The sequence below is a fragment of the Streptomyces sp. NPDC039462 genome (assembly GCF_055639375.1).
This window is the reverse complement of sequence record NZ_JBVKAO010000007.1, coordinates 450,916-464,485: the sequence shown is the minus strand read 5'-3', so window position 1 is coordinate 464,485 and position 13,570 is coordinate 450,916. Positions and strand designations below refer to the sequence as shown.

Annotated in this window: 8 protein-coding genes and 1 pseudogene; 6 read left to right on the top strand and 3 right to left on the bottom strand. The window is 65.2% G+C overall.

The annotated features are described in order from the left end of the window. The first annotated feature begins 53 nt into the window (after positions 1-53). The 3 genes from ACZ7LU_RS32940 to ACZ7LU_RS32930 all read left to right on the top strand — a co-directional run bounded on the left by ACZ7LU_RS32940 (position 54) and on the right by ACZ7LU_RS32930 (position 6,842). Positions 54-2,150, top strand: coding sequence for a type I restriction-modification system subunit M (locus tag ACZ7LU_RS32940; protein ID WP_361619001.1), 2,097 nt, complete (start codon positions 54-56; stop codon positions 2,148-2,150). After that, positions 2,150-3,421 carry a restriction endonuclease subunit S gene (locus ACZ7LU_RS32935; RefSeq protein ID WP_471145003.1) on the top strand — a complete coding sequence of 424 codons (1,272 nt, stop codon included), beginning with the start codon at positions 2,150-2,152 and terminating at the stop codon, positions 3,419-3,421. Before ACZ7LU_RS32940 ends, ACZ7LU_RS32935 begins: the two co-directional genes overlap by 1 nt. A gap of 217 nt (positions 3,422-3,638) precedes the next feature. Beyond that, positions 3,639-6,842, top strand: a complete 3,204-nt coding sequence (locus ACZ7LU_RS32930) for a type I restriction endonuclease subunit R (RefSeq protein ID WP_471918801.1) — start codon at positions 3,639-3,641, stop codon at positions 6,840-6,842. Between the two features lie 44 nt (positions 6,843-6,886). Here ACZ7LU_RS32930 and ACZ7LU_RS32925 read toward each other — a convergent pair whose 3' ends face one another. Next, a complete protein-coding gene (locus tag ACZ7LU_RS32925) occupies positions 6,887-7,300 on the bottom strand; it encodes an ATP-binding protein (RefSeq protein ID WP_471918800.1) in 414 nt (137 codons plus the stop codon). A 162-nt stretch (positions 7,301-7,462) separates the two neighbouring features. Here ACZ7LU_RS32925 and ACZ7LU_RS32920 point away from each other — a divergent pair. From ACZ7LU_RS32920 to ACZ7LU_RS32910, 3 genes and pseudogenes are all read left to right on the top strand, one after another. Then, positions 7,463-8,314: pseudogene (locus tag ACZ7LU_RS32920) on the top strand (helix-turn-helix domain-containing protein). A gap of 12 nt (positions 8,315-8,326) precedes the next feature. Next, positions 8,327-8,524: a hypothetical protein gene (locus ACZ7LU_RS32915; protein ID WP_471145000.1), complete on the top strand. Its 198-nt coding sequence runs from the start codon at positions 8,327-8,329 to the stop codon at positions 8,522-8,524. A 79-nt stretch (positions 8,525-8,603) separates the two neighbouring features. Next, complete coding sequence (locus tag ACZ7LU_RS32910) at positions 8,604-10,217, top strand: serine/threonine-protein kinase (protein WP_471144999.1); 1,614 nt, start codon at positions 8,604-8,606, stop codon at positions 10,215-10,217. A gap of 27 nt (positions 10,218-10,244) precedes the next feature. Here the strand turns inward: ACZ7LU_RS32910 and ACZ7LU_RS32905 are convergent, their stop codons facing one another. Together ACZ7LU_RS32905 and ACZ7LU_RS32900 are read right to left on the bottom strand one after the other, a co-directional pair. Then, positions 10,245-12,356, bottom strand: a complete 2,112-nt coding sequence (locus tag ACZ7LU_RS32905) for an AIPR family protein (RefSeq protein WP_471918799.1) — start codon at positions 12,354-12,356, stop codon at positions 10,245-10,247. Positions 12,357-12,395: 39 nt separating this feature from the next. After that, positions 12,396-13,325: a hypothetical protein gene (locus ACZ7LU_RS32900; protein WP_471144996.1), complete on the bottom strand. Its 930-nt coding sequence runs from the start codon at positions 13,323-13,325 to the stop codon at positions 12,396-12,398. Positions 13,326-13,570: the final 245 nt, after the last annotated feature.

Genomic DNA, 13,570 nt, shown 5'->3' with positions numbered 1-13,570 from the left:
CCAGACTTGACCTCTCCGCCCCTCGGGGACGGCGAAACTCCGGAAGGACAGCGTTGAACAGCAGTAAGCACACGGAACTGGCCAACCATGCGTGGTCGGTCGCCGACCTCTTGCGGGGTGACTACAAGCAGTCCGACTACGGCAAGGTGATCCTGCCGTTCACCGTGCTGCGGCGCCTGGAGTGCGTCCTCGCCCCTACCAAGGACAAGGTCCTGGAGGTCGCTGCCCGCTACGAGAACCAGGACATCAACCCCGACCGCTTCCTGCGCAAGGCGTCCGGCCACAGCTTTTACAACACCAGCGCCTACACGCTGAAGGCCATCGCGGGGGACGCCTCCCACGCGGCGAAGTACCTCAACGAGTACTACGGCGCCTTCTCCCCCAACGCCCGGGAAGTCCTGGAGCGGTACGACTTCGCCCAGCAGATCAAGCGGCTGGACGCGGCGGACTTGCTGTACCGGGTGGTCGGACGGTTCGCCGACCTCGATCTACGGCCGGTGAAGAGGGACGCGGACGGCAATGTCGAACTCGACGATGACGGCAAGCCGATCGAGATCGTCACCAATCACCAGATGGGATACGTCTTCGAAGAGCTGATCCGACGCTTCGCCGAGCAGTCCAACGAGACGGCCGGAGAGCACTTCACGCCTCGGGAAGTCATCCGACTGATGGTCAACCTGCTCATCGCCCCGGACAGTGACGCGCTGGCGCTGCCGGGCACCGTCCGCACGGTCATGGACCCGGCCTGCGGAACCGGCGGCATGCTCAGCGCGGCCGAGGAGCACATCACCGCTCACAACCGGGACGCCACGGTCAAGGTCTTCGGCCAGGAACTCAACCCCGAGTCCTGGGCCATCTGCCGATCGGACATGATGATCAAGGGTCAGGACCCGGAGAACATCAAGTTCGGCAACTCCTTCAGCGACGACGGCTTCCGCAGCGACGACTCCAGGAGAGACAAGAACACGCCCACCACCTTCGACTACCTGCTGGCCAACCCGCCGTTCGGCGTGGAGTGGAAGAAGGTCAAGGACACCGTCGAGGACGAACATGAGCGCCTCGGTGAGAGCGGGCGGTTCGGGGCCGGCCTACCGCGTATCAACGATGGTTCGCTGCTCTTCCTCCAGCACATGATCTCGAAGATGAAGCCGGTGGACGCGTCGGGGGCGGGCGGCAGCCGGATCGCCATCGTCTTCAACGGCTCCCCGCTGTTCACGGGGGCGGCGGAGTCGGGTGAGTCCAAGATCCGGCAGTGGATCCTGGAGAACGACTGGCTGGAGGGCATCGTCGCCCTACCCGACCAGCTCTTCTACAACACCGGCATCTCCACGTACTTCTGGGTACTGAGCAACCGCAAGGCCAGGGACCGGCGCGGCAAGGTCGTCCTGCTGGACGCGCGCGACTACTGGCGCAAGATGCGGAAGTCGCTCGGCGACAAGCGCAAGGAACTGGGCGAGCAGCACATCTCCGAGATCACCAGGCTCTACACGGAGGCGCTGGCGGTCGTCGACGCGGCGGAAAAGGGCGGCGGCCACGACTTGGTCGACCGGGCCGGGAAGATCAAGGTCTTCCACAACGAGGACTTCGGGTATCACCGCATCACCGTCGAACGGCCGCTGAAGCTCCGCTTCGAGGTTACGGAGGAGACGCTGGCGGCGATCACCGCGTCCAAGCCGATCACACGGGCCACGGACGCCGAGGCGTTCGCGGAGGCGCTGCGCCCCCTGGTCGGCAAGTCCTGGTCGACGAAGTCCGACGCATGGATCGACCTCAAGGACGCGATCGTCGCGGCCGGCCTGTTGTGGCCGACGGGTACGCCGTTCGGCAAGGCGTTGCGGGAAGCGGTCGGCGTCCGTGACCCGAAGGGCGAGGTCCAGCGCATCAAGGGCGAACCGGAACCGGACCCGGAACTGCGGGACTACGAGAACGTGCCGCTGAAGGAGGACGTGGAGGAGTACCTGCGACGGGAAGTTCTGCCGCATGTCCCGGACGCGTGGATCGACCACAGCAAGACGAAGGTGGGGTACGAAATCCCGTTCACGCGGCATTTCTATGTGTACAAGCCGCCGCGACCCTTGGCGGAGATCGACGCGGAGCTGAAGTCTCTTGAGGCCGAGATTCAGGCGCTACTTGGGGAGGTGACAGACTAATGGCGCTCATTGAATCCCCTTGGGGAAAAGTTCGCGTCAAGAGGCTCGCCACCAAGATTGGCAGCGGAAAAACTCCGGCCGGGGGATCGGAAACGTACGTAGACCAAGGCGTACTATTCCTACGGAGTCAAAACATCCACTTTGACGGCCTGAGGTTGGACGATGTCGCCTACATCGATGCGAACGTCCACCGCGAGATGCGTGCAACTCAGGTAGCGCTCAATGATGTTCTTCTAAACATCACGGGTGCGTCGATCGGGCGTGTTACTCGCGTCCCAGAGGAAATTGGAGAAGCAAATGTCAACCAGCATGTTTGCATTATCCGCCCCAACGCGGCAACCGATTCACGGTATCTAACCTATGGGATGTCGGCTCGATTCATGCAAGGACAAATCCAGGAACTTCAGGTCGGCGGAAACCGGGATGGTCTAAACTTTGAGCAAGTTGGCAACTTGGAACTTCCCGCCCCTCCTCTGGATGAACAGCGCCGCATCGCCGACTTCCTCGACGTTGAAATCGCCCGCATCGATTCACTCTCTACGGCTCGCGACGCACAAGTGCGTTGCCTGAAAGAGCTTTGGGTATCTCGTTTGGCCCACCGTGTTGAGCTCTGGATCGCTGAGCACGGCCTCGTTCCACTCCGACGTGTGGTTGAGTCCATTGAACAAGGATGGAGCCCACAGTGCGACGATACGATCGCCACTCCTTCTGAATGGGCGGTACTCAAGACGAGCGCGGTAAGCTCTGGGACGTTCAAGCCCCTGGAACACAAGAGACTCCCTCATGGAACTTATCCCGACTTGCGGTATCAAATCTCTGACGGAGACATTCTCATGACCAGGGGAAGCGGTTCCCCGGAACACGTAGGCATTCCTACGGTAGCTCATCCCGTTGGCAGGCGACTCCTCCTCAGCGATCTCCTGTACCGCATCCGGCTGAGTCATGGCTGGTCCTCGGAATTCACCAGCTTTGTTCTGAAAAGCCAGCCGATTCGCGGCTTTATGGCGCTGCTCTTCCGGGGCCAGTCAGGACAGACGATCAAGCTGAGGGCTGATGATATCCGCGCTATCAACATCCCCGCGGTCCCGGCCCACCTTCAAGAACAGTACGCAGAAGATCTGGAGGAGGAACGTCAGGCACTCTACTCTGCCGTGGCAGCCCTGCGAAAGTCGTCGGCACTTCTCGCCGAGCACCGCCAATCCCTGATCACCGCCGCCGTCACCGGTCAGATCGACGTGTCCGCCGCCAGCGGACGAGGGATCGAGGAATGATCGCGCCGTGAGTCCCGCCGCGCCCCACCGCTTGTCGTCGTTCATCGCACGCGTTCGAGCAGACAACTACAAATGCATCGCTAGACGTTACGCGACGGCAGGTTCCGGTTGACCCAAGACACGGACCTCGACCTTGTCCGCACCAACTCATCGTTTTCGAAAACTTCTGTCACGACATCACCTATCAGGCCACCGGAAAGCGGGGGGAATGCCGCTCATGCCCGTCCACGATGAAGCAGCCTTTGGAAACGCAATAGTTGCCGCCTTGCTCAAGCGCGGTTGGTCTGAAGGAAACCGACAGGACTACCGCCCTCAACTCGCCCTGGACACCGCCCAGCTCTTCGAGTTCATCGGCAAGACCCAAGCCGACGACTGGGCCGAGCTGATCGCCCTCTACGGCGGGGATCCCAACACCGCCCAGGCCGGGTTCGCAAAGCGGGTCGACCAGGCGATCGGAACCGATGGTGTGCTGGACGTACTCCGCAAGGGCGTGAAGGACCACGGCGTCCTGATCAGGCTCGCCTACTTCAAACCGTCGCTCGTCGCGTCGGACGCCGTCCTGAACGACTACCGGGCAAACCGGCTGACCTTCGTCAAGGAGTTGCAGTACGCGGCGAAGCAGGCGGACAAGGGCAACGAGTTGGACCTCACCCTGTTCCTCAACGGGATCCCGCTGGCGACCGCCGAGCTGAAGAACGCCCTCACACGGCAGGGGGCGGAGCACGCCAAGGAGCAGTACCGACTCAAGCGGGACCCCACTGAGCTGATCTTCGCGCGCCGCATCATCGCAAACTTCGCCGTGGACACGGACGTGGTCTACGTCGCGCCCGAACTGCGGGGCAAGCTGACGCGGTTCCTCCCGTTCAATACAGGATCGGAGGGACCGGGGAAGCCCGGTGGTGCCGGGAATCCGGCGCCTACCGTCCCGGGGACGTACGCAACCTCGTACCTCTGGGAACAGATCTGGGAGCGGGACACCTGGCTGGACCTGATCGAGCGGTTCGTGCATCTCAGCAAGGAGAAGGGTCCGGACGGGCGGACGCGCAGGAAGCTGATCTTCCCGCGCTACCACCAGTGGGACATCGTCAAGAAGCTCACCGACCACGCGGCCCGCCATGGCGCCGGTCACAACTACCTCGGCATGGCATCCGCCGGCTCGGGCAAGTCGAACACCATCGGGTGGCTGGCGCACCGCCTGTCGTCGCTGCACACGCCCACCGACCCCGCCGAGATCGACCCCGACGCCCTGGCCGCCGGACTCAAGCCCGGCGCGCCCGTCTTCGACAAGGTCGTGATCATCACCGACCGCCGCAATCTCGACGCCCAACTGCGCGAGACGGTCGGCAGTTTTGAGAAGACGGCCGGTCTAGTCGTGAAGATCGACGAGAAGCACGGGGCGAAGTCCGACCAGCTCGCCAAGGCGCTGTCCCGTGAGACCGGGAAGATCATCACGGTCACGTTGCACACCTTCCCCGCCCTCATCGACTACCTGCGCCGCAACCCCACCGAGATCCAGGGTCGCAACTTCGCGATCATTGTGGACGAGGCCCACTCCTCGCAGTCTGGCGACGCGGCAACAGCCGTACGCGCGGCGCTGCGTGACCTCGGCCTGGACTCGGACTCCGACGACGCCGGGGCAACCGAGGTGGAAGCGGCGACGGCCACCACCGACGCCAAGCTCATTCGCAAGGCCACCCAGCGCAGCATGGCCTCCAACCTCTCCTACTTCGCATTCACGGCCACGCCCAAGGCCAAGACGCTCGAACTCTTCGGCACCCTGGACACCGTCAACGGCAAGCCGACGTACGTTCCCTTCCACACGTACTCGATGCGCCAGGCCATCGAGGAAGGCTTCATCCTCGATCCCCTGCGCACCTACGTCACGTACGACACGTACTGGAAGCTGGTGAACAAGAACCCGGACGAGCGCGAGGTGGACCCGTCCAAGGCGAACCCCCTGCTCGCCCGGTACGCGCTCACGCATGACTCCACCGTGACGCAACAGGCGCAAGTGATCGTCGAGCACTTCCGCACGCACACCGCCGGCCGGCTCGGCGGGCGTGCCAAGGCCATGGTGGTGACGGCCTCCCGGCACAGCGCCGTACAAATGGCCCGTGCCATCAGGAAGTACATCGGCGACAACGCGTACGCCGACCCCGGCGTCCTGGTCGCGTTCTCCGGCACCCTGACGTATGACGGCGAGGAGACCACCGAGCCGAAGGAGAACGGCGGCCTCGCCGAGTCCGCGCTGCCGAAGGCGTTCGCGTACACGCGCAAGGACGACAAGGCCGTGCGCACGGGCGGGACGGCGACTCAGCGCGAGTACCGCATCCTGGTCGTCGCCGAGAAGTACCAGACCGGCTTCGACCAGCCGCTGCTCACCACGATGTACGTGAACAAGAAGCTCGCGGGCATCAGCGCCGTCCAGACCCTCTCTCGTCTGAACCGCACCGCCGACCGCAAGTCGCAGGCGGACCTGGCCGTACTGGACTTCGTCAACGACGCCGAGGACACCAAGGAGTCCTTCCGCCCGTACTTCGAGGAGGCGAACACCCTTCCCTCCGACCCCAACCTCCTCTACACCGCGCAGAGCCAGGTCATGCGGGCCGACCTCCTCGTCGAGGAGGAGATGCGGGAGTTCGCGGACGCCTATCTGTCAGCCGAGGAGAAGGCAGCAGGCTCGGCCGCCCGCTGGGAGAAGCTCCACGCGGAGCTGTACCGGCATCTCGACCCCGCCGTCAAACGGTTCACTGAGCTGCTGGACCGCAAGGACGAGGCCGACGACCCCGACGAGGAAGCCGCCGAGGCCGCCGAGCAGTTCCGCGCGGATCTCAACGACTACGTGCGGAAGTACGGCTTCCTCTCGCAGATCGTGCCCTACCGCGACGCCGACCTCGAATGCCTCTACCTCTACGGCCGCCACCTGCTCAACCGTCTCCCGCGACGCGGAGACGGCGGTGTGGACATAGGAGACGTCGACCTCAGCCACCTGCGCATCCAGAGGACCGGCCAGCACGACCTCGCGCTGACCGCCGAGGGAGCCGCGGAGCTGCGCGGCTTCGGTGAAGGCGGGGGCGGTGCCAAGGAGCAGGAGAAGTCGCTGCTGTCGGAGTTGATCGAGAAGTTCAACGAAAAGTTCGGCACCGACTTCACCGATCAGGACGTGATCACGCCGTTCTCGGAGGCGAAGGCCGACCCGAAGGTCCGCGCCGCTGCCGTCAACGACGAGGAGAACTTCGGGCTCGTCTTCGACGAGGTCTTCGAGGACAAGATGGCCGAACACATCGACACCATCGCCGACATGGGACGGCAGTACTTCAGCCACGACGACAGCTTCAAGCAGTCACTCAACCAGAGTGCGCGCCGGGCGGCCTGGCGAATGATCCGCCGGGAGGAGAACATCGACGACGACGCGGCCTGACCCGCGCGGTCCTCCGTCCCCTCCCTGCCGACCCCTTCCCCTGGTCAGCCTCCCTGGTGGACCGAGAGCCCCGCGATCACGGACGTTCCGCGCGTGGGGCGGGGACGGACGGTCCAAGCGATAGCGAGGCTGTCGACCAGGATCAGGCCGCGACCGTTCTCGGAGTCGGCGTCCGGCCGGGCCAGAACGGGCTTGCCCGTACCCGGGTCGGAGACGGCCAGCCAATAGTGTCCGTCGGCCGGCCACAGAACGAGTTCGACGAGGTCCCCGTCCTCCCCACAGGCACCGCGACGGATGGCGTTGGTGAGCAGTACCGAGGTCAACAGGCAAAGATTTTCCCCGAGTTGTGGGCGTAGGACGTCTGGCAGCAATTCGGTGACGGCGTGCCGGGCCCGGCGTACGGAGGCGGGATGGGCGGGGAAGCGCCAGTGGGCAGGAACGAGGGGGATCTCGGGCATGGCGAACTCCGCGGCTCTGTGGGGGATTTGGAATCGCCAGTGGCCTACTGCCCTGGTCGCGGGCACACCCGTCCCAGGGCGGACGGGCATGCTCGCGCGGTGCGCTTCCGGCATTGCGGTGTGTGACCGGCGCGACACTGACAGTAGGCCAGAAGGTACGACATGCCACCAAGGACGATTCTCACCCACCGGCAGAAGCGCCTGGGAAGTGAACTGCGCAGGATGCGCACCACGGCTGGCATGTCGGCGGAGTACGCTGCGGGGCTCCTCGGCGTTGATCGGGGCAGGATTTCCAACATGGAGTCCGGGCTGCGCGGAATCAGCGCCGCACGGCTCCGTACTCTGGCCTGCAACTGTGACTGCACCGACGAGAAGTACATCGGCGCCTTGGCCGAGATGGCGGAGCCGAGCGAAGCAGGGTGGTGGGAGCGCTACCGGGGCAGCTTGACTCAAGGCCTGCTGGACATCTCCGAAACGGAGGCCAGCGCAGTGCGTCTGCGGGGCGCGAACACCGTGCACGTGCCAGGGCTGCTCCAGACATCGGCGCATGCCATGGCCATCTTTCGTGCCGTCGTCCCACAACTTCCCTAACATGAGGTTGCTCTCCGACTGGCACACCGTTCGGAGCGTCAGAAGGTGATCACCGGTGCCACCCCGGCCCCGTACGTGGCCGTAATCCACGAGGCGGCGCTGCGCATGCAGTTCGGTGGACGAGACGTTGCCCAGGCACAGTTGCAGTACCTTCTGGAGGTCTCCGAGTGGGACAACGTCACAGTGCTCGTCCTCCCGTTCAGCCACGCCGCCTTCCCCGGGGCAGGGCACACGGTTGTCTACACCGAGGGCCCTGTCCAACAGCTCGATACCGTGCAGGTGGACATCTCGCATGGCCCTGTCTTCCTGCATGCTGACGGCCAGCTCGCGAAATATCGGGCACAACTCGACCTGTTGGAATACTTGGCACTGTCGCCGGAGCGGTCCCGCGACTTCATCCGCCAGATCGCCCAACGACTCTGAGGAGAAGCCAAGATGGCTGACATCACCTGGGACGCCCCATTCTGCGGCGAAGGCAGCTCCTGCTTCCGCCTCGGCACAGACGCCGACGGCAACGGCAACGGCTACATAGCCGTCAACGGCCAAGAGGACCGATACCTCACCGACTCCCTTGAAGCCCTGCGCACCCTCATCACCGACATCAAGGCCGGAAAGGCCGACCACCTGCTGTAACCCCTGCCGCGCGCCCCGCCGATAGGTACCGTGTACAGCGATCGACTGACGTGACATCAGGACGACGGGGGCGCGACGCGTGGCGCAGGCACGGAGAATCGGCGAGCAGGGCCGCTATGAGCTGATCGAGGAGATCGAATCCGGCGGTATGGGCACGGTCTGGCGCGGCTACGACGCAGTTCTCGACCGTGAAATCGCGGTCAAGCTCATCCGGCCCGACGTCGTCGCATCGCCGGCACAGGCGGAAGAGTTCGCCCGCCGCTTCGAACGCGAGGCGCGCGTCACCGCTCGGATCGGGCATCACGGAGTGCCGCAGGTGTTCGACGCGGTGCTGGACGAGGCGTCGTACGACCGGCTGTACCTGGTGATGGAGTACGTGCGCGGGATCTCCCTGCGCAGGGTGCTCACGGGCCCGGGGGACGGCGGGGCGGCGCTGCTCCCGGTGAGCTGGGCCGCGTCGATCGTGGCGCAGATCTGCACAGTCCTGTCGTACGCGCACGCCATCCCGGTCGTGCACCGCGATCTGAAGCCGGACAACGTCCTGATCGCCGCTGACGGCACGGTCAAGGTGCTGGATTTCGGCATCGCGAAACTGCTGCGCACGGATGTCACCCGGCTCACGGCTACGGGCAGCCGGATCGGCACCAGCCGTTATATGCCGCCCGAGCAGATCGACTGCGCGCAGATCACCCCGCTGAGCGACCTCTACGCGCTCGGCTGCGTGCTGCACGAACTCCTCGCCGGAGAGCCGGTGTTCAGTGGTGACAACGAGTACCAGCTTCTGCACCAGCACATGAAGGTGCCGCCGAAGCCGTTGCGCACCCTGCGGCCCGAGGTGCCGGAGGGCCTGGAGGCGCTGGTCCTGGACCTGCTGGCGAAGGTGCCGGAGCAGCGTCCCGTCGACGCCTACGCGGTGTACGAGCGCCTGTCGCCGCACCTGCCGCAACCGGGATCCGCAGCCGATTCCATGGCCATCCCCCATGGCTCCCCTTCCGGACTTCCCGACCCGACGGTGGTCTACCGACAGCCGAACGCACCCCTGCGACGGACCACGCCGCCCGCGCCCTCGCTCGGGCCGGTGGCGCCCGTACCGATCCCGGCGCGCGTCGACACCGCGTTGCGGGACGCGATCAGGGACGCCTACGCCCGGTCCGCGGACCTCGCCGAGAGCGGACGGTTCGCCCAGGCCGCGGACGTCCTCAAGGCAGTGATCGCCACAGCGGCCACCGCCCTCGGCGCACACAACTCCCGTGTGCTCGGCCTTCGGAGGCAGCGCGCGGCAGTCCTCATGGCCGGTGAGGACTTCCGGCGTGCCTTGCCGGAGTTCGACGCTCTGGCCGCCGTCTACGCCCGCACAGCGGGACCAGGCGATGAAAGCACGCTGGAGTGCCGTCGGCACGCCGCCTACTGCCGGGCCAACCTAGGTCAGGCCACCGTCGCCCTACGGGAATTCCAGGAGGTTCTGGAAGTCGTGTCCGACGCGGCCGGGGACGCCTCCGAAACCGCTCTCGACCTACGGCGCAGTATCGGCGTGCTCCTCTTCTCCGAGGGGCGCCGCACCGAGGCCGAGGGGGTCCTCGACGCCCTCCACGAGGACATGTGCGTCCTCCTCGGCGAGGACCACGAGGAGACCCGCGAGATCGCCGATCTCCTCGCCCGGCTGCGCGGCCCGGAGGGACTACGTCCTTACTGACGTCCAGCCAGTGCGGTGCACACGCCGTCAGGCCTCGTCCTCGTCCTCGGCCTCTTCACTGTGGATGCGCTGAGCCAGATCCCACAGGCTCAGGTCATCCGACTGGAACCAGCGAGCCGTTCCCTGGTTGGCCACGGGGCGCTCGTCCCACTCGGCGTCCGCCCACATCTTCGACACCAGCCCGGACGGCGAATACTGCTGCTCGTCGTACGCCCACAGGATCGGCTTGGTCCGGTGATTGACCCAGGTCGCCTGGCGTCGGCTCTCGTCCTCGGCAAGCCACTCCTCCATGGCATCACGCTCGGGCTCGGTCTGGGCCACGTACCGAAGAGGAGATCCTTCCTTGATGACACGGCGGTCCACCAGGAGCGGCACGGTGTTCGGACGACGCGGCTTGCGCTCCTTCACGGGAGGTGCAGGAACGGCGACACCATCGGCCAGGTCGCCGAGGACATGCTTCGCGAGCTCTCGGCACGTCTCCACGGTCTGGAAGGCGGTCCTGATCTGGGGACGTGGCCCGTAACGCGTGACGATCTGGTGCGTCAGCCGACGCACCAGATCCGGTACGAGAGCGGGGATCTTCTCCAGGACCTCGCTCTCCCAGTCGAAATCGGGGTCATCGATGCTCGTGGCGCCGAGATGCTGGAAAAGCAGGTGGGTGACGAGAAAGCCACCGTGCTCCGCGGTGGCTGCCTCACGGCTGTTCTGCCCGCTGCCCAGTTCGTAGACCGCACTCCGTGCTGCTCGCAGTGTGAGTACGGAACGCCACACCTTCTGTGGAGAGGGTTCGCGTTTGAACAGCAGAGTGTGGCTGCCCTTGGGGCCCTGCTCCCAGAGGTTCTCCGTCGAACTGGCCGCCCGGGCGGCCTGTTCCGCATCCGGGTACAGGCACGCGAGTGCGAGAGCGAGTTCGTCCAGTGAGCAACCGGTCTCGGGCGCGGCCACCGGCTCGCCGCGCTTGATCACGTACTGCTTGCGCAGTTCGGCGCGCAGGTTGGCCTTGATCGCCTGGTGCACGGGTTCCAGCGCGATGTGGTCGCGCTGCTCGATGGCATTCTGCCGGTTCGCCGCCTGCGAGACCTGGACTCCGAACTCCCGGTCTTCATGCGTGTTGATGACCTTGATGCTCAGTGTGGCGTTGGCCGCGGCCTCACCGTCGTCGTGCATGGCCCTGGCGACAGCACGTACCGTCTGAGCGCCGTTGACGATGCTCGCCCCCGTGACGGTGAGAGTGGTCGGCTTGCTCTGCGGCGCCTTGGCGCTGTCGTTCCTCGCCGTGAGCGAGTCGCAGATCATGGTGATGCCGTTGTTCAGGTGCCAGAATCTCGTGGGGTCGGACGTCAGGGTCTGACCGATTTCCGCGTTGGTGACGGTGGTCCCGAGCGGGGCCCGGAGATTCTGCTCGAACAGGCCGGTGCCGTGCGTCTCATACCACTCGGCGACGCTCTCGGCGGAGACCGTGCCCTGATAGGCCTTGAGTGGTCCCTTCTGCTGATACCAGTCGTCGAGGCGCACATCCAGGCAGATCGGCTCCGGCCGAAGATCCGCGTGGATCTGATCATGGAAGTCCGCGGCGTACAACACTTCAACGCTCAAGCGGGCACCGTGTTTGTTGAACTCCGCGAGAGCGTTGTCGAGAACCTCCAGAGCCGGCGGAGAGGGCTTCGCGGTGCCCATCAGCGCGATGAGCAGGATGGCCTTCTTGTTGACGATGAACGGCCTGGCTTCCAGAGCGAGGGCACCGGCACGCTGGTTGAACTGGTCGTACAGCTCGTTCTCGATCCGGTTCAGGCCGTCCACCATCGCCTTGGCGGCGTCCACGTCGAAGGTCGCTGAGCCCTTGTCGCTCCACTTCGCCTGGACGAGCAGAGCCTGCCCGCTCTCCGGCAAGGGGGCGATGGCATCCAATCCCTGGTCCGCGATGCCGTCCGTGACGAACCGGGCCGCTTCGGCCACGGTGCACTGGGCCACGCGTCGTACCGCGAGGGCTGCGAGGGCGCGGGAGAGGAACCGCTGTTCGTAGTTGCCCCCTCGAAAGTGGGCGATGTCGCTGTCGTCTATCACCCCGTCGAATGTCTCGTGCAGTTGCTCGCGGACCTGCGTGACCTGGCGAGGTGTGTCCGCCCCCGAGGTGGTCATGGTTGGTTGCCTTCCCATTGGTGGTGTCTTGCTGATGGCCTAGGCCCACGTCTTGATCCCTGAGCCGTTGCCACGCTGCCGGGGACTGAAGTCCACGACCGTCAAAGCAGCGCCCACCGTGTCGATCGTGGCCTCCACCCAGTCCAAAGCCACTTCGAAGGGCACGCCGCTCGCGCCGAACCAACCGTCGCGAACCAGCTGGGCGAAGTGGGTCGGTACCAGGTGGCGGGTGAGTGAGTCCACGGCAAGGTCCGGGAGACCGGGTTTCGCTGCGGCCGAGATCGCTGCGGCGACCTGGTCGTAGGGGTAGATCGCACCGGGGCTCGTCCGTTGCAGAGCGGCAGTGAAGGGCACCCGCTCGTGAATGCGGAGAAAGAGCGGGTCGTCCAGCAAGCTGTAATCGTCGGCGCTTCGCCGGACTCGTCTCGGCAGGCGGTGAACACGGCTGTGGAACTCGTCCAGGCTGTGGCGGGCGTCAGGCGAGAGGAGCCCGTTCGGGCCGGGACGCACGTAGCGCAGCATGACGATCGTCCGAGTCTCGACGTGGTAGTAGTACGCGTCGAGGGCGCCCTCCCGACCGTCCACCACCGACTGATCGGTTATCGACGTCGCCTCGAAGTCATAGCTTCGGTTACCTCCGCGACTCGCGAACGCTCGGACGACGGTCTCACCGATGCCGCTGAACCTCGTCGCTGCCCGCCCGCGAATGTCGTCGAGCATCGGCTGGACCGCAGTCCCGATAAGCCCGCTGACGAACGCTGCCCCGGCAGCTGTCCTGTCCCAGAGACGTACCTCCGAGAAGTCGTTCGGGGCCAACCCGGCTATCTTGGCGAAGAGCAGAAGAGCGTCACGCTCATCACGCCAGCGAAGCTCCCCCTCGCTCCATCCTTCTGCGTCGTCGAGCAAAGGCATCAACCTCTGGACTTCGGCCTCGACATCAGGAGAGATCCCCCGGAGATTGGCCAACACGGTATCTGCGCCGACTGTGACAGGACCACTTTCCGGTAAGGATTCGTAGAGTGCGGCGTCTCGCTCGCCGCCACCGCACCAGAGCCCTGAAGCACGCACCTGGCCTTGAAGGCCTCGCGTACAGGTGACGATGACCTTCCGGTCTCGGTCGGTCTCACGAGCAGGGCGTACGATACCCAGCCCCCAGATCCGCTCCGGTTTCTCCCCGCTGCCTTCGTCAGCCAGCTGGTCAGCGGGGGCAAGAA